General features: G+C 70.1%; 15 protein-coding genes. 8 read left to right on the forward strand and 7 right to left on the reverse strand.

From position 1 onward, the window contains the following. Window positions 1-38: 38 nt before the first annotated feature. From HC031_RS21045 to arc, 3 genes are all read right to left on the reverse strand, one after another. Window positions 39-257 (reverse strand): ubiquitin-like protein Pup, encoded by a 219-nt coding sequence (locus HC031_RS21045; protein WP_167927088.1) that lies wholly within the window; start codon window positions 255-257, stop codon window positions 39-41. A 65-nt stretch (window positions 258-322) separates the two neighbouring features. Next, the gene (dop, locus tag HC031_RS21050; protein WP_167927089.1) at window positions 323-1,843 is read right to left on the reverse strand and encodes a depupylase/deamidase Dop; all 1,521 of its coding nucleotides are present in this window, start codon (window positions 1,841-1,843) and stop codon (window positions 323-325) included. A 340-nt stretch (window positions 1,844-2,183) separates the two neighbouring features. Continuing rightward, a complete protein-coding gene (arc, locus tag HC031_RS21055; protein ID WP_167927090.1) occupies window positions 2,184-3,950 on the reverse strand; it encodes a proteasome ATPase in 1,767 nt (588 codons plus the stop codon). Between the two features lie 173 nt (window positions 3,951-4,123). Between arc and HC031_RS21060 the strand changes: the two genes are divergently transcribed. Further along, entirely contained in the window at window positions 4,124-4,414 is a 291-nt protein-coding gene (locus HC031_RS21060) for a ferredoxin (protein WP_167927091.1), read from the forward strand. Window positions 4,415-4,449: 35 nt separating this feature from the next. Here the strand turns inward: HC031_RS21060 and HC031_RS21065 are convergent, their stop codons facing one another. Both HC031_RS21065 and HC031_RS21070 read right to left on the reverse strand, forming a co-directional pair. Beyond that, window positions 4,450-5,028 (reverse strand): hypothetical protein, encoded by a 579-nt coding sequence (locus HC031_RS21065; RefSeq protein ID WP_167927092.1) that lies wholly within the window; start codon window positions 5,026-5,028, stop codon window positions 4,450-4,452. Then, window positions 5,025-5,972, reverse strand: coding sequence for a tRNA (adenine-N1)-methyltransferase (locus HC031_RS21070; protein WP_167927130.1), 948 nt, complete (start codon window positions 5,970-5,972; stop codon window positions 5,025-5,027). Before HC031_RS21070 ends, HC031_RS21065 begins: the two co-directional genes overlap by 4 nt. Before the next feature lie 282 nt (window positions 5,973-6,254). Here HC031_RS21070 and HC031_RS21075 point away from each other — a divergent pair, with 282 nt between their 5' ends. The 4 genes from HC031_RS21075 (at window position 6,255) to HC031_RS21090 (ending at window position 11,810) form a co-directional block, all read left to right on the forward strand. Beyond that, the gene (locus tag HC031_RS21075; protein ID WP_167927131.1) at window positions 6,255-7,166 is read left to right on the forward strand and encodes a RecB family exonuclease; all 912 of its coding nucleotides are present in this window, start codon (window positions 6,255-6,257) and stop codon (window positions 7,164-7,166) included. A gap of 274 nt (window positions 7,167-7,440) precedes the next feature. Continuing rightward, window positions 7,441-8,229 (forward strand): ATP-binding cassette domain-containing protein, encoded by a 789-nt coding sequence (locus HC031_RS21080; RefSeq protein ID WP_167927093.1) that lies wholly within the window; start codon window positions 7,441-7,443, stop codon window positions 8,227-8,229. Continuing rightward, window positions 8,229-10,784 (forward strand): ABC transporter permease, encoded by a 2,556-nt coding sequence (locus HC031_RS21085; RefSeq protein WP_167927094.1) that lies wholly within the window; start codon window positions 8,229-8,231, stop codon window positions 10,782-10,784. The genes HC031_RS21080 and HC031_RS21085 overlap by 1 nt, the downstream gene beginning before the upstream one ends. Window positions 10,785-11,033: 249 nt before the next feature. Beyond that, window positions 11,034-11,810, forward strand: coding sequence for an ABC transporter ATP-binding protein (locus HC031_RS21090; protein WP_167927132.1), 777 nt, complete (start codon window positions 11,034-11,036; stop codon window positions 11,808-11,810). Between the two features lie 142 nt (window positions 11,811-11,952). On the opposite strand, the gene HC031_RS21095 is transcribed toward HC031_RS21090, so the two are convergent. Beyond that, window positions 11,953-12,603, reverse strand: a complete 651-nt coding sequence (locus HC031_RS21095) for an HAD-IA family hydrolase (RefSeq protein WP_167927133.1) — start codon at window positions 12,601-12,603, stop codon at window positions 11,953-11,955. Between the two features lie 139 nt (window positions 12,604-12,742). On the opposite strand from HC031_RS21095, the gene HC031_RS21100 reads away from it, so the two are divergent. Next, window positions 12,743-13,654, forward strand: a complete 912-nt coding sequence (locus HC031_RS21100) for a sulfotransferase domain-containing protein (protein WP_167927095.1) — start codon at window positions 12,743-12,745, stop codon at window positions 13,652-13,654. Between the two features lie 164 nt (window positions 13,655-13,818). Then, window positions 13,819-14,169, forward strand: coding sequence for an STAS domain-containing protein (locus tag HC031_RS21105; RefSeq protein ID WP_167927096.1), 351 nt, complete (start codon window positions 13,819-13,821; stop codon window positions 14,167-14,169). A gap of 216 nt (window positions 14,170-14,385) precedes the next feature. Here HC031_RS21105 and HC031_RS21110 read toward each other — a convergent pair whose 3' ends face one another. Continuing rightward, window positions 14,386-15,204, reverse strand: a complete 819-nt coding sequence (locus HC031_RS21110) for an ArsR/SmtB family transcription factor (RefSeq protein WP_338090763.1) — start codon at window positions 15,202-15,204, stop codon at window positions 14,386-14,388. A 192-nt stretch (window positions 15,205-15,396) separates the two neighbouring features. On the opposite strand from HC031_RS21110, the gene HC031_RS21115 reads away from it, so the two are divergent. Continuing rightward, window positions 15,397-15,789: a TIGR03618 family F420-dependent PPOX class oxidoreductase gene (locus HC031_RS21115; RefSeq protein WP_167927097.1), complete on the forward strand. Its 393-nt coding sequence runs from the start codon at window positions 15,397-15,399 to the stop codon at window positions 15,787-15,789. The last annotated feature ends 100 nt before the right edge of the window (window positions 15,790-15,889 follow it).

Genomic DNA, 15,889 nt, shown 5'->3' on the forward strand with positions numbered 1-15,889 from the left:
TCAAGGGGCATAGGCATATCCGGTTTTACCGGTTAGCCTCATTCGCCCCCTTTCTGCACGTAGCCTCGGACAAATTCTTCTGCGTTCTCTTCGAGCACGGAGTCGATCTCGTCGAGCAGATCGTCCACGTCCTCGGTCAGCTGCTCGTTGCGCTCGGTCACTTCGGCACTGGCCTCAGGGGCCGGCGCCTCGTCGATCTCTTCGTCGCGGCGGGAACGGCTCGACTGCGACCGTCCGCCGGGTTCACGAGTTGCCATGGGGGCCTCCTCTGGGACACTGCCGGTGCGTGCTGTGCGTGTCAACGTACCGCGATCCTCCGACGTTACCCGGAGGTGATCGCCTCAAGCAGATCCTTCGCGCTTGCGCAGCGGTCGAACAGTGCGCCCACGTGCTTTCTGGTTCCGCGCTCCGGCTCCATCATCGGAACCCGCACCAGGGACTCCCGGCCCACGTCGAAGATCACCGAGTCCCAGCTCGCGGCGACGACCTCGGAGGCGTACTGCGCCAGACAGCGGCCGCGGAAGTAGGCGCGGGTATCGTCCGGTGGCTCGACCATCGCGCGGCGCACCTCGTCGTCGGCGAACAGCGTCTTCATCGCGCCCCGGGCGACCAGGCGGTGGTAGAGACCCTTCTCCGGCCGCACGTCCGAGTACTGCAGGTCGACCAGTTGCAGCTTGTGCGACGCCCACCCGAGGGACTCGCGTTCGCGGTAGCCCTCCAGCAGCCGCAGCTTCGCCACCCAGTCCAGCTCGTCGGCGCACAGGCCGGGATCGCGACCGAGACGGTCGAGGACGCTCTCCCAGCGGTTCAGCACGTCGAAGGTGATCTCCTCGGCGCTGTCGTCGCCCCGGCGCGCCTCCGCGAACGCGCGGGCCCGCTCGTAGAACGCCCACTGGATGTCCAGCGCGGACAACCGCCGCCCGTCGCGCATGCGGATGAGGTGCTTGAGCGACGGGTCGTGGCTGACGGCCTTGAGCTCGGTCACGGGATCGGCGATGCCGAGGTCGCCGGGGAGAGCCTTCTCCTCGATCATGGCCAGCACCAGGGACGTGGTGCCGACCTTCAGGTAGGTGGAGATCTCCGAGACGTTGGCGTCGCCGATGATGACGTGCAGCCGCCGGTACTTGTCGGCATCCGAGTGCGGCTCGTCCCGGGTGTTGATGATCGGTCGCTTGAGCGTCGTCTCGAGCCCCACCTCGACTTCGAAGAAGTCCGCGCGCTGAGAGATCTGGAAGCCGGGGGTGGAGCCGTCCTGGCCGATGCCGACCCGACCCGCACCGCAGACAATTTGGCGGGTGACGAAAAACGGCGTCAAATGAACGACGATGTCGGCGAACGGCGTCGAACGGCGCATCAGGTAGTTCTCGTGGGCACCGTAGCTGGCGCCCTTGTTGTCGGTGTTGTTCTTGTACAGGTGGATGGGGTGCGATCCCGGGATCGTCGCCGCCCGCCGGGACGCCTCGGCCATCACCCGCTCCCCCGCCTTGTCCCACAGCACCAGGTCGCGGGGGTTGGTCACCTCGGGCGTCGAGTACTCCGGGTGGGCGTGGTCGACGTAGAGCCGTGCGCCGTTGGTCAGTATCACGTTGGCCAGGCCCAGGTCCTCGTCGGCGAGCGCCTCGGCGGGGTCGTAGAGGGCGCCGGAGTAGCTGAAGCCGCGGGCGTCCCGCAGCGGCGACTCCTCCTCGTAGTCCCACCGGGCGCGCCCGCCCCGGGTCAACTCGGGCCGGGCGCCGTAGGCGTTGACGACCTGTGACGAGGTGACCATCGGGTTGGCACCGGGCTGCCCCGGCACCGACACGCCGTACTCGACCTCGGTGCCTATTACCCGCCGGACGCTCATGCCACCGCCTCGCTACGCCCGCTGATTCGCTCGCTACGCCCGCTCATGCCGCCGCCTCGCTCCGCTCAGCGGCGCCATGAGGCTCATCCGCCCTGCGCCCGCTGATTCGCTCGCTACGCCCGCTCATGCCCGCTCCCTCGCATCACCCGGGCGCAAGCGTGCGCACCCGGGTCGCCGCCCTTGAGCCCCTGCAACGAGCCTACGGCGCGGCGCTGTGAATCGGTGACCGGACGTGGCGGGCGTTACCGCGGCCGCGCGCGGCCACCTCCCCGCCGGAAACCATGATCGCCTGACGACTTCGGGGCGCCCGCCGGTCGCGGGCGCCCCGAAGTTTCGACCCCTACAGGTACTGGCCGGTGTTGCTGGCGGTCTCGATCGACCGGCCGGACTCGGCGCCCTTTCCGCCGGAGACGAGCGTGCGGATGTAGACGATCCGCTCGCCCTTCTTGCCGGAGATGCGGGCCCAGTCGTCGGGGTTGGTCGTGTTGGGCAGATCCTCGTTCTCCCGGAACTCGTCGACGCAGGCGTCCAGCAGGTGCTGCAGGCGCAGCCCCTTCTGCCCGTTGGCCAGGAAGTCCTTGATGGCCATCTTCTTGCCGCGGTCGACGATGTTCTGGATCATCGCGCCCGAGTTGAAGTCCTTGAAGTACAGGACCTCCTTGTCACCGTTGGCGTAGGTGACCTCGAGGAACCGGTTCTCCTCGCTCTCGGCGTACATCCGCATGACCGTGGCGTCGATCATCGCCGCCACCGTCGCCTCGCTGGAGTGCCCGTGCTCGCCCAGGTCGTCCTCGTGCAGCGGCAGGTCGGTCAGGATGTACTTGCTGAAGATGTCCTTGGCCGCCTCAGCGTCCGGACGCTCAATCTTGATCTTCACGTCGAGCCGTCCGGGGCGCAGGATCGCCGGGTCGATCATGTCTTCCCGGTTGGAGGCGCCGATGACGATGACGTTCTCCAGGCCCTCGACCCCGTCGATCTCGCTGAGCAGCTGCGGGACGATCGTGTTTTCCACGTCCGAGGAGACGCCGGAGCCGCGGGTGCGGAACACCGAGTCCATCTCGTCGAAGAACACGATGACCGGCGTGCCCTCGCTGGCCTTCTCCCGGGCCCGCTGGAAGATCAGCCGGATGTGCCGCTCGGTCTCACCCACGTACTTGTTGAGCAGCTCCGGACCCTTGATGTTGAGGAAGTAGCTGGCGCGCTTCTCCTCACCGCGCTTCTCGGCGATCTGCTTGGCCAGCGAGTTGGCCACCGCCTTGGCGATCAGGGTCTTGCCACAGCCGGGCGGGCCGTAGAGCAGGACACCCTTCGGCGGGCGCAGCTGGTGCTCACGGAACAGGTCGGAGTGCAGGAACGGCAGCTCCACGGCGTCGCGGATCTGCTCGATCTGCCGACCGAGGCCACCGATGTCGGCGTAGTCGACGTCGGGCACCTCCTCCAGCACCAGCTCCTCGACCTCGCTCTTGGGGATCCGCTCGTACGCGTACGCCGAACGCGGTTCGATCATGAGCGAGTCGCCCGCGCGGAGCGGGGCGTCGAGCAGCGTCTCGGCGAGGAACACGATGCGCTCCTCGTCGGCGTGAGAGATCACGAGGGCGCGGTCGCCACCCTCGAGAACCTCCTTGAGCATGACGACCTCGCCGCTGCGCTCGAAGCCGAACGCGTCGACGATGTTGAGGGCATCGTTGAGCAGCACCTCCTGGCCCCGTCGAAGGTCATCGACGTCGAGCGCGGGAGATACGGCGACACGCAGCTTCCGCCCGCCGGTGAAGACATCCACGGTGCCGTCGTCGTGCTTGCCGAGGAAGATGCCGTACCCGCTCGGCGGCTGCGCCAGGCGGTCGACCTCCTCCTTGAGCGTGATGATCTGCGCACGCGCTTCCTTGAGCGTCGCGACCAGGCGCTCGTTGTTCTCCGTGATACGGGCGATCTGAGCCTGAGCCGCCGCCAGCCGCTCTTCGAGCTGACGCACGTGTCGCGGACTCTCGGTCAGCTTGCGCCGCAGCAGTGCGATCTCTTCCTGCAGGAACGCGACCTGGTTGGAGAGATCGCGGGCGTCCTTCTCCCACCGTGCGGCGCGCGTCTCCGCGTCGTCGCTGCGTGCCACGTCCCACCTCCCCGGGGCTTTGAACGTCGTGCTCTAACACTAACTGCTGATCGCCCAAGAAGCCCCGTACCAAACGCCACGACGTGATCTGTTACCGATCCGGGGGGCGCGCGCTGCATGGTCGATGTCCCGTCGGGTACCGTCGCCGATGAGGCGCGTCCGGGAGGAACCACATGGCTGTCGACACTGATGAATTGCTGGTCTGGGTCGACCAGAAGCTCTGCACCGGCGACGGGCTGTGCGTCCAGTACGCCCCCGAGGTCTTCGAGTTCGACGTCGACGGCCTGGCCTATGTCAAAGACGACTCCGGCGAGCTGCAGCTCGCGGAGGGCGCCCGGGTCGACGTGCCCGCGCACCTGCGCCTGGACGTCATCGACGCCGCCAAGGAGTGCCCGGGCGAGTGCATTCACGTGCAGCGGGCCAGCGACGGCGCGCCGGTCGCCGGCCCGGACGCCGAGGACTGACCGACGGGCGGCCGCTCAGTGCATCGGTCGGCCGCTCAGAGCATCGGCCGGCCGACCAGCGAGGCCACCAGGCGGGCGAACTCCTCCAACCGCGCAATCTGACCCGCGCCGCCGTCGTCGAGGGTCTTGCCGAACCGCAGCGCGTCGTGGCGCATCGTCAACGCCGGGTCGTCCGCGGCCGCCGCGCCGCTCCCTTCGTCCAGTGATGTAAGCAACAGGTACACGTCGATACTGTCCACTCGGACGACCCCGGCCGGCGTACGGGTCAGTCGTCGCCGGCAGCCCACCTCGGTGACCGCGGACAGCGCGACGACACGCACCGACGAGGTCATGGAGCCGGGCGGGCCGTCGCCGGGCGGCACGTCCTCGCCGTGCCAGAGCACCAGCCGGGTGCCGTCGCAGACGACGACCTCCTGCCACACCCCGTTGACGTCGTTGACGAACCGCTCCAGCGTGAACCCCAGCACGCTGGAGCCGCGCAGCACGCCCGACAGCGAGTCGAGGGCGATCTCGGGATCGCGCAGGTAGGCCCGCGCCGCCGAGTCCAGATCCTGGTATGGCGACCAGTCCGGAAAGACCGCAGGAATCTCGCTGCCGAAGCCGGGCAGCGTCATGTCACCTCCAGGCCGTCGGGGTCCGGGGCGGGACCGCCGGCCGTAGCTCCGTCCGCATCGCCCGTGCCGAGGCCGGAGTTGACCGCGCCGCGGCGCAGCGCGTACGCCTCGGCGCCCTTGCTGGGCTTACGGCGCCGGGGCGGGGCGACCACACCGGGGGCCAGGCGACGGCTGCTCACCAGAAACGCCGTGTGGGCGATCATACGGTGGTCCGGGCGCACGGCAAGACCCTCGACGTGCCAGTCGCGCACCAGGCTCTCCCACGCCCTCGGCTCGGTGAACCCGCCCCGCTCGCGCAGCGCCTCGACCAGTTCCGACAACTGGGGGGTGGTCGCCACGTACCCGATGAACACCCCGCCCGGCACGAGCGCGCGGTCGACCACGTCGAGCACCTCCCACGGGGTCAGCATGTCGAGGATTATCCGGTCGAACCCGGTCTCGTCACAGCCCGCCACGTCACCGACCCGCAGCGTCCAGTTGGGCGGCACCGCTCCGAAGAACGCGTCGACGTTGCGCCGCGCGACGTCGGCGAACTCCGGGCGGAGCTCGTACGAGGTGACCTGCCCGGTCGGCCCGACCGCGCGGAGCAGGGAGCAGGTCAGCGAACCGGAGCCGGCGCCGGCCTCGAGCACCCTGGCGCCCGGGAAAATGTCACCCATCGCGACGATCTGCGCCGCATCCTTGGGGTAGATGACCTGCGCGCCGCGCGGCATCGACAGCACGTAGTCGGCCAGCAGGGGCCGCAGCGCCAGGTACGCGGTGCCGCCGCTGGAGGTCACCACGCTGCCCTCCGGACGCCCGATCAGGTCGTCGTGCTCGAGCCCGCCGCGGTGGGTGTGGAACGTCTTGCCGGGCTGCAGCACGAGGGTGTGCATGCGGCCCTTGGGATCGGTGAGCTGCACCCGGTCGCCGGGTTGGAAGGGACCCCGCCGCACCCGGGGCAGTTCACCCCTGCCGTCGCCGCCGACGCTCGCGGAGTCGGGCGTGGTCGGGGTGTTGGGCTGCGGAACGGTCACCGTACGGTCTCCTTGGCGATGAGCGGATCCGCGGCGTCGCCGCCACGGAGAATTCCCACCACATCCTCGCCCGAGGCCGCTCCAGCCTCGCGGTGAGGGTGGCCGGCGGCCGGGCCCACCGGCCACCCGGCTGACGGCACACACGCCCCACGGCACTTCCGGGCGGTTTCGTCACACGGCTCGCCTAACCTGTCCCGCATGACGGTCGAAATGGTCAGGGATCCCGCAGAGCCGACAGGACCCGAGGTGGTGAGCCCGCCGGCGGGCGACGCGCCACGGCCGCCGTCGCTGTCGCCCTCGCGCGCGGCCGACTTCAAGACCTGCCCGCTGCTGTTCCGCTTCCGCACCATCGACCGACTCCCCGAGCAGCCGACCCCGGACCAGGTGCGGGGCACGCTGGTGCACGCGGTCCTGGAGCACCTGTTCGACCTGCCGGCCGCCGACCGCACCCCGGAACGCGCCGCCGAACTGGTCTCGCCACAGTGGGAGCGGCTGCTGGCCGAGCAGGCGGATCTGGCCGACCTGTTCGCACCGGACGCGGACCTCACCCCCGCGGAGTTCCTCGCCTCGGCGACCGACCTGCTGAGCGGATACTTCGCGATGGAGGATCCACGGCGGCTGGAGCCCGCCCAGCGCGAGACGCTCATCGAGTCGGTGATCGGCGACGGGCTGCTCATCCGGGGCTACGTCGACCGGCTGGACGTCTCCCCGGCCGGAGACATGCGGGTGGTCGACTACAAGACCGGCGGCGCGCCGCGTGAGGCGTTCGAGGCGCGCGCGCTGTTCCAGTTGAAGTTCTACGCGCTCGTGCTGTGGCGCATCCACGGCGTCGTGCCGCGCGTGCTGCGCCTGCTCTACCTGCGCGACACCGAGGTGTGCGACTACAGCCCGGACGCCGACGAACTGTTGCGCTTCGAGCGCAACCTGCTGGCGCTGTGGCAGGCGATCGAGCGCGCCACCCAGACCGGCGACTTCCGCCCCAAGCCCAGCCGGCTGTGCGGCTGGTGCGCCCACCAGGCGCACTGCCCGGAGTACGGCGGCACTCCCCCGCCGTACCCGGGGACGGCCGACCGGCCGGGCGCGCTCCTGCCGGCCGGCGAGGAGGTCCCCGGCGCGGAGTGATGCCGTTCGCGTCGCCGGAGCCGTCGCAGCCCCGCCCGGCCACGTGGCCAAGGCACCGCTCCACGGCCGCAGCCTCCGCCTGTCCGCCATCGACACCCGTGTCGCCGTCCCCGGGCCGAAAAGGCCTCGCGTACGGCTGCGACGGCGGCTACCGTAATCCCCGTACACCGTACGTCGTACGCGGGTGACGGGTATCCGCCGCAAGCGGGGCCCCGTTCGCCTACTCCCTCTACCGTCGTTGCCGAATCAACGGGGACCTTCGAAAGGACTTGATGTGACCACGGCACTCCCGACAGCGGTCGACGTCGCCGCCCGCGCGGTGGATGTGTGGAAGGTATACGGCAGTGGCGAGGCCCAGGTCGTCGCGCTGCACGGGGTCAGTGTGGAGCTCGAACGCGGTCGATTCACCGCGATCATGGGACCGTCGGGGTCGGGCAAGTCGACCCTGATGCACTGCCTCGCGGGGTTGGACACGGTGACGCGGGGCGAGGTCTTCGTGGGCGACACCCGGGTGTCCGGGCTGGGTGACCGGGCGCTCACCGACCTGCGCCGGGACAAGGTCGGCTTCATCTTCCAGCAGTTCAACCTGCTGCCCACGCTCACCGCGGAGGAGAACATCCTGCTGCCGCTGTCGATCGCCGGACGCAAGCCCGACCGGCAGTGGTTCGACACCGTGGTCGACACGGTCGGCCTGCGCGACCGGCTGCGTCACCGCCCGACCCAACTGTCCGGCGGACAGCAGCAGCGCGTCGCCTGCGCCCGGGCGCTGGTGGCCCGGCCGGAGGTCATCTTCGCCGACGAACCCACCGGCAACCTCGACTCCCGTTCGGGCGCCGAGGTGCTGAGCTTCCTGCGCAGCTCGGTGCGCGAGTACGGGCAGACCATCGTCATGGTCACCCACGACGCGGGCGCCGCCTCGTACGCCGACCGCGTCATCTTCCTGGCCGACGGCCGGATCGTCGACGAGCTGCGCGAACCGACCTCCGAGGCGGTGCTCGAACGGCTCAAGCGCCTCGACGTCACCTCGGCCGAGGCGGCCGCGGCCGGCTCCGGGGCCGTGTGATGCTGCGCGCCACACTCAAGAGTCTGCTGTCGCGCAAGCTGCGCCTGCTGTTGAGCGGCCTGGCGGTGGTGTTGGCGGTGATGTTCGTGTCCGGCGCGTTCGTGCTGTCGGACACGCTCGGCCGCACCTTCGACTCGCTGTTCACCAACGTGTACTCGTACACCGACATCCAGGTCACGGCCAAGCCGAAGGTCACCGGCCCCGGCCAGGACGGCGCGCCGGCCAACATCCCGGCCGACATGGTGTCCAGGGTCGCCGCGGATCCCGGGGTGGCGAAGGCCACCGGCGCCGTGCTCGCCGAAGGCGCCCGGGCGGTCGGGCACAACGGCAAGAAGCTCGGCGGCGCCCCCGGCGCGCCCCGGTACGGCGCCAGCTGGCACGGCGAAGATCAGCTCATCTCATTGCGGGAGGGCCGCGGGCCGCGTGCCGACGACGAGGTCGCCATCGACGCGGGCGTCGCGACGCTCGGCAACTTCCGGGTCGGCGATCAGATCGGCGTGCTCACCCTCGAACCCAAGAAGACGTTCACGGTGGTGGGCGTCTTCGGGTACGCCGGAGGCCGGGACTCCATCGGCGGCGAGCAGACGGTCGCGTTCACCGAGCCGGTCGCCCAGCGCCTCATGCTCGGCGCGCCGAACGTGTACAACGTCATCGACGTCACGGTCACCGACAAGAAGGACCTGACGAAGGTACGCGACGCGCTGCGCGCCGACCTGGGCCCGGCCTACCAGGTGGACACCGGTGCCGACCTGGCCAAGAAGCAGGCCGACCAGGTCAAGAAGGCGCTGTCGTTCGTCACGTACGTCCTGCTGGGCTTCGCGGCCGTGGCGCTGCTGGTCGGGGTGTTCCTGATCCTCAACACCTTCTCGATCATCGTCGCCCAGCGGACCCAGGAGCTGGCGCTGCTGCGCGCGATGGGCGCCAGCCGGGGCCAGGTGATCCGCTCGGTCCTGCTCGAGGCCTCGCTGATCGGGGTGGTCTCCTGGCTGGTCGGGCTCGCGCTGGGCGTCGGCATCGGCGCCGCCGGGGCGTTCGCGTTGGCGAAGCTCAGCGGCGGACTGACGGCCGCCGGGGTCGGCGTTCCGCCGGCCGCCTGGATCGTGTCGTTCGTCGTCGGTATCGGTGTGACGATCGCCGCCGCGCTGATGCCGGCGGTTCAGGCCGCACGCGTGCCACCCATCGCGGCGATGCGTCAGGCCAGCGCCAGCGACCGGCCGCTGACCCGGTTGACGGTGGCCGGCGGGGTCCTGCTGGCCGGCGGCGGTTCGGCGCTGGTCTTCGGCCTGTCCGGCAAGGCGCACGGAAACACGATCGGGTGGGTGGTCGGCGGGGTCTTCGCCACCTTCATCGCGGTCGCCCTGCTGACGCCGCTGCTCGGCCGGCCGGTGGTGTCGCTGCTGGGCCGCCTGTTCGCCTGGTCGGTGCCGGGCCAGCTGGGGCGGCGCAACTCGGCGCGCAACCCGCGGCGGACGGCCATCACCGCCGCCGCCATGATGATCAGCATCGCGCTGGTCACCGGCATCAGCACCATCTTCGCGTCGGTGAGTGACAGCATCACCAAGCTCGTCAACGAGCAGATCCAGGCCGACCTGATAATCGCCGGGCAGCAGACAGGGCCGATCCCGCCGGCGATCGACCCGGCCGCGCTGCGGCAGGTGCGTGGGCTGCCCACTGTGGACTCGGTGGCCGCCGAGGCCTACGACATGGGGATGGCCGACGGCCGGCAGTTGTTCGTCGGCGCCTTCGACGACCAGGCGGCCGCCGCGCGCATCCTCAAGCTCAAGGCCAAGGACGGCCGGCTCGACCGGCTCGGCGCCGGTGAGATCCTCGTCGACGACGCAACGGCGAGCAAGCGGCACTGGACGGTCGGCGCCAGCGTCTCCGTCCAACTGTCGCGCGGCGACGCCCGCACGTTCCGGGTAGTTGGCATCTTCACCGGCAACGCCAACCCGGGCGGCGGCGGCATCCTGGTCCCCTGGCGGGACGCCGCCTCGGGCTTCCGGGCGGCGACCCCCACGCAGGCGTTCATCAAGCTGCGGTCGGGTGCGAACGTCACGGCGACCAAGGGGCAGATCGACCGGATCCTGCGGGACAGCCCGGAGGTCAACGTCGTCACCCGCAGTGAGTGGATCGGTGACGCGACGAAGGTCTTCGACATCGTCCTGACGATCGTGCAGGTGCTGCTCGGGGTGGCCATGGTGATCGCGGTGCTGGGCATCGTCAACACGCTGGTGCTGTCGGTGCTGGAGCGCACCCGCGAGCTGGGCATGCTGCGGGCGATCGGGCTGCGTCGCGGCCAGACGATGCGGATGATCACTGTCGAGTCGGTGGTGATCTCGCTGTTCGGTTCGCTGCTCGGGATCGTGGTGGGTGCCGCCCTGGGCGCGGCGGTCGTCCACGCGCTCAAGGACAAGGGGATCACCGAGCTGTCGTTGCCGTGGGGCCTGATGGTGGCCTACCTCGTGGCCGGCGCCCTGGTCGGCGTGGCCGCCGCCGTCATCCCGGCCATCCGGGCGGCCCGGCTCAACGTGCTCGCCGCGATCGGGTACGAGTAGACCACCGTCCGGTGGGCAGGGGTCGTTCCACCCCGAGCGGGTGCGACGCCCCCTGCCCGCCGACCCCGAGCGTCCATGCCCTGGTGAACGCCGGCGGGCTCAGGGATGTCCCGGACAGACCCTGCCGGTTTTCCCTGAGCCGGAAACCGGTGACGAACTCCGTCGCGGGGTGGACGTGTCCAGCCGTCGATGCGCCGATCATCGTCATCAGGACCACGACGGAGACCGGACGGAGGAACGGTGACACTCATGAACGGCGTGCACACCGAGAACGCGGTGCGGAAGGACGAGACGGCGGTCCGCGCCGTCGACGTGTGGAAGGTGTACGGCGACGGCGAGGTCCGGGTGGCGGCACTGCGCGGCGTCAACCTGGAGCTGACCCGCGGAGCGCTCACCGTCATCATGGGGCCGGCGGGCTCGGGTAAGTCGACCCTGCTGCACTGCCTGGCCGGTCTGGATCCGGTCACCGGCGGCGACGTGTACATCGACGACACACCGGTCACCGCGCTGTGCGACCGAAGCCGGGTCCGACTGCGGCGCGACCGGGTCGGCTTCGTGTTCCAGCAGTCCAACCTGCTGACCGCGCTGACCGTGGAGGAGAACATCCTCCTGCCGCTGTCCATCATCGGTCGCGCGCCCGACCGGCGGTGGTTCGACGCCGTCGTCGACACCGCCGGCGTGCGCGACCTGCTGCGTCACCGCCCGGGGCAGCTGTCGGGCGGACAGCAGCAGCGGGTGGCCTGTGCCCGGGCCCTCCTACCCCGGCCACGGGTGATCTTCGCCGACGAGCCCACCGGCGATCTGGACGCCCGGTCCGGCGCGGAGGTTCTGGGCTTCCTGCGCAACGCGGCGCGGGACTTCGGGCAGACGGTGGTGATCGTGAGCCGGCACGCCGACGTCGCCCGCTACGCCGACCGGGTCCTCTTCCTCTCCGACGGGCAACTGGTCAGCGAGCTCGCGGCGCCCACCACCGCCGCCGTCCTCGGCACGATGAGGGTCTGCGAACCGGCGGGAGCGGTCGGCTGACCCGCTTGGGACGGAGACCGACCTATCGTGCGCGCGTACCTGACCGTGCGGGGCCGCGAGCTGCGCGAGCCCGTCGAGCGACACTGGACCGACGCCGAGGAACGGCTGGCCGCCGTACCGTGCCAGGTGCGAGTACGGCGGCTCAGGCGACGGCGCGCCGCGCGACCAGGCTCCGCAGGGTCACCGCATCGGTCGCCGTGAGGCTGTCGATCGTGACGACGCCGTCCATCGGGATGAGCGCCACCTCGCACGGCACCGCGACCACGAGACAGCCGGCCGCCTTGGCGCTCGCCACACCGGTCGGTGAGTCCTCGATCGCGACGCACCGCGCCGCCTGCGCTCCGAGCTTGGCGGCGGCCGTCAGGTACGGCTCGGGGTGCGGTTTGGCGTTGCCCACCTCGTCGCCGCAGACCACGACATCGAAGTTGTGCGCGCCGATGGTCTCCAGCGCGACGTCCACCAGCCGTCGGCGCGTCGCGGTGACCAGGGCGGTGGGTATTCCCGCCGCCCTGACGTCGGCGAGCAGTTCACGGGCGCCGGGCCGCCAGATCAGCCCCTCGGCGAACAGTTTGCACACCCGGTCCTCCAGCCAGGTGACGCTCGCCTCGACGTCCCGCCATGGCTGCGCGATGTCGATGTGGAGGATGTCCATCGACTCCGACATGCTGGTGCCGACCATCCGGGTACGGGCCGCGACGGACAGCTCTCCCCCGTACCTGTGGGCAAGCTCCCGTAGACCGACGTCCCATACCTTCTCGCTGTCGACGAGGGTGCCGTCCATGTCGAACAGCACCGCCTCTAGTTGCGACACACCCACTCCACGCTCTCGGTGACGCATCAAACCTACGGTCGTGAGCGCGGTCACAGCTGGGTGCGGTTCACTCCTGGTCCCGTACATCGATGCACGTCGTCTCGGTTGTTATTCTCGGCGCGTGCCGAGTGACCCCGTCCGCTACCGCTCGGAAGACGAAGACAGCGCCCGTTGGCTGGGCTTCCCGTTCCGCCCGGGCGACATCGTGATCAGTACGCGGTCCAAGAGTGGCACCACGTGGATGCAGATGATCTGTGCGCTGCTGGTCTTCGGCAGCCCGGACCTGCCGGCGCCGCTGGCGGAGCTGTCACCGTGGCTCGACTGGCTCATCACGCCGCGCGACGAGGTGTTCGCCCGGCTCACCGCCCAGCAGCATCGACGATTCATCAAGACCCATACCCCACTCGACGGCATACCGCTCGACGCGCGGGCCACGTACATCGTGGTCGCCAGGCACCCGCTCGACATGGCCGTGTCGCTGTACCACCAGGGCGACAACCTCGACCACGAGCGGATCCGCCAGCTCACCGGTCAGCCCGAGCCGGCCGCGCCCACTCGCCCGCGCCAGCCCCTGCACGAGTGGCTGGCGTCGTGGATCGACCGGGACGTGGATCCTCGACAGGAGCTGGACTCCCTGCCGGGGGTCATGTGGCACCTGTCCGACGCCTGGGCTCGCCGCGGCGCGGAGAACGTCGTACTCGTGCACTATGACGACCTGTCCGCCGACCTCGAGGGCGAGATGCGGCGGCTCGCGGCACGACTGGGGATCACCGTGCCCGCGACGGCTTGGCCGGACCTGGTCCGGGCCGCGTCGTTCGAGCAGATGCGGGCCCGCGCCGACCAACTGGCGCCCGATCCGTCCGGGGTGATGAGAAGCACCCGGGCCTTCTTCCGCCAGGGCAGATCCGGCTCGGGCCGCGCGCTGTTGACCGCGGCGGAGCTCGCCAGGTACCGCACACGCGCGGCCCGGCTGGCCGCCCCCGAGATGCTCGCCTGGCTGCACCGCGACGACCAGCCGACAGACACGAACTAAAGCCGCAGGTGCTGGCCGCCGATCGGTCGGCTGGATCCGCCGGTCGGCGTCAACTCCCCGACCAGCGGGTCTATCCAACCGGCGGCCGGTCAACCTGCTCGGGTGAGGTCTCCGGCACGCGACTGTGAAAGCATGTGCTGCCTGGGACAAGAAAGGTCGGCCTGTTGCAGCTCGCCCACGCCGTTGAGCGCCACGAAGATGAGGTAACCGTCGTCTTCGCTGGCGAGGCCGTCCTCGGCACCGCCCGGGAATTTCGAGACGCGCTCTTCGACGCCGTGGCGGAGCGCCCGGTACGGGTCGTCGTTGACCTGCGCGGCCTGATCTTCATCGATTCGACCTGTGTGGGTGCTCTCGTCGCCGCCCGCCAGGCCGCGATCAACCAGGGCCGGCGGCTGGTCGTGACGCATCCGCGCGGTCAGGTACTCAAGGTCCTGCGCACCGCCGGCGTCCTGGGATCGCTAACCGGCGACCGGCCGGCGGACGGCGGTCCGGCCGCCGACTGGCTCACCGCCTAGCAGCGCCGCAGCGGACCGTCCGCCGGGCGGCGGATGGACGGTCCCGGTCACAGAGCGAGGCGGCTCGACGGGTTGCGGCTGCCGGTACTGATCCGCGCTGTCACACGAGGACCCGATCGCCGTCGTCGACCACCATCTCGGCCTGCTAGGGCCCGGCAGCCCGCCCGTGTGATCGGTGTTCCGTCGGAACCTCGGCGCGCGGTCGACGCCGCCCGATCACGCGGGATCGTGTCGCGCCATCTGGGCGTCGCGTAGCTCGGCGTGCATCTCCCAGGGCGCCTGCGGCAGGACGTGTCCGGTCTCCAGCAGCGACTTGAGGTTGGCCATCACGGCGGGCCACCCGGCCGAAACCGCGTGCAGCGCATCGCCGTCGGCCAGGTTCTCGTGGGTGACGGTCAGCCGGACGATGGCTCGGTACGGTTCGATGTGGAAGGTCACCCTCGTCGGGCCGCCGGCCGGCTCGGCGCCCGGCTCGTCGAACGTGATGACCAGCCGCGTCGGGGGCGTCGACTCGAGCACCGTGCCGATGACGTCGGCGATGCCGGAGCCGTCGACGCGCCGGTGTTCCCACCGGGACCCGACCTGCCAGTCGGAGACGTTGCTGTGGCCCCAGTACTCGGCGGTGAGGTCGGCATCGGTCAACGCGTGCCAGACCCGCTCGGGGGTGCTCTGGATGTAGGTGACGTAGACGAACGAGGGCTTGTCTGCGGCCATGTCCGATTCCTCTGCGTGTCGCTTGACGGCGTCGAGTGTGCGTAGACGGTGCTGTTCGAACGGTGCGATCCAGCGTTGCTGGATGTCGTGGATCGGCACCGGGTTGAGGTAATGCAGCTTCTCCCGGCCGCGCCGCACCGTGCTGATGAGGTTGGCCTCCTCCAGCACGGCGAGATGCTGAGTGACCGACTGACGCGCCATGTCCAGCTGCCCGCACAGCCGCCCCAGGGTCTGGCCGTTCTCGTGGCGGAGACTGTCGAGCAGGCGGCGGCGGGTCGGATCAGCGAGCGCCTTGAACACCTTGTCCACCTCGCCGGTCACGGGCTCATTATGCAGGTAATTACCTGCATGATGTCAAGCAGGTGGACTGGCGGTCAGGCCGGCAGGCGGGCCGGCAGTTGGCAGCTGGCGAGCGTTCCGGCCACGCTTGGAGTTCGAGCGGCGCGCCGTCAGCCACGGACGCCGTACCGCGCCGGGGCTCGGCGCCCCTGCCCGAGAGGAGCGACACCGGACGTGGACCTGCCCGATGACCTGCTCGCCCTGCTGCACCAGCCCAGTACGTGTTTTCTCGCCACGGTGATGGCCGACGGCTCGCCCCACCTCACCCAGACCTGGGCGGACACCGACGGGCGGCACATTCTCATCAACAGCGTGCAGGGCTTTCAGAAGATCAAGAACATTGAGCGCGACCCCCGGGTGGCCCTGACCATCTCCGATCCCCGCAGCCCCGCGCGCTACTACGCCATCCGGGGCTGGGTCGTGAATGTCACCACCGACGGCGCGCGAGACCACATCGAGCAGCTCTCCCAGCGCTACCTCGGCGCACCGTACCCCTGGTTCGGCGGCCGCGACCAGACGCGCCTGCTCCTCACCATCGAAGCTCAGAAGATCACCTTTACCGGATAGCCGGGACACGCACCGCCGCCTCTCGTGCGCGCCTCCCGTCAGGAGAAGGGCCTCGGGTACGAATGACCCGCCGGTACCCTGCGGGCGGCTATGCTGCCGG

Origin of the sequence: Planosporangium thailandense, from assembly GCF_011947195.1 — a bacterium.
GTDB classification, from domain to species: domain Bacteria; phylum Actinomycetota; class Actinomycetes; order Mycobacteriales; family Micromonosporaceae; genus Planosporangium; species Planosporangium thailandense.

Coding starts and splice junctions, on each gene's coding strand:
- HC031_RS21045 (WP_167927088.1), bottom strand. CDS start 257: ATGGCAACTCGTGAACCCGGCGGACGGTCGCAGTCGAGCCGTTCCCGC.
- dop (WP_167927089.1), bottom strand. CDS start 1,843: ATGAGCGTCCGGCGGGTAATAGGCACCGAGGTCGAGTACGGCGTGTCG.
- HC031_RS21060 (WP_167927091.1), top strand. CDS start 4,124: ATGGCTGTCGACACTGATGAATTGCTGGTCTGGGTCGACCAGAAGCTC.
- HC031_RS21065 (WP_167927092.1), bottom strand. CDS start 5,028: ATGACGCTGCCCGGCTTCGGCAGCGAGATTCCTGCGGTCTTTCCGGAC.
- HC031_RS21075 (WP_167927131.1), top strand. CDS start 6,255: ATGGTCAGGGATCCCGCAGAGCCGACAGGACCCGAGGTGGTGAGCCCG.
- HC031_RS21085 (WP_167927094.1), top strand. CDS start 8,229: ATGCTGCGCGCCACACTCAAGAGTCTGCTGTCGCGCAAGCTGCGCCTG.
- HC031_RS21090 (WP_167927132.1), top strand. CDS start 11,034: ATGAACGGCGTGCACACCGAGAACGCGGTGCGGAAGGACGAGACGGCG.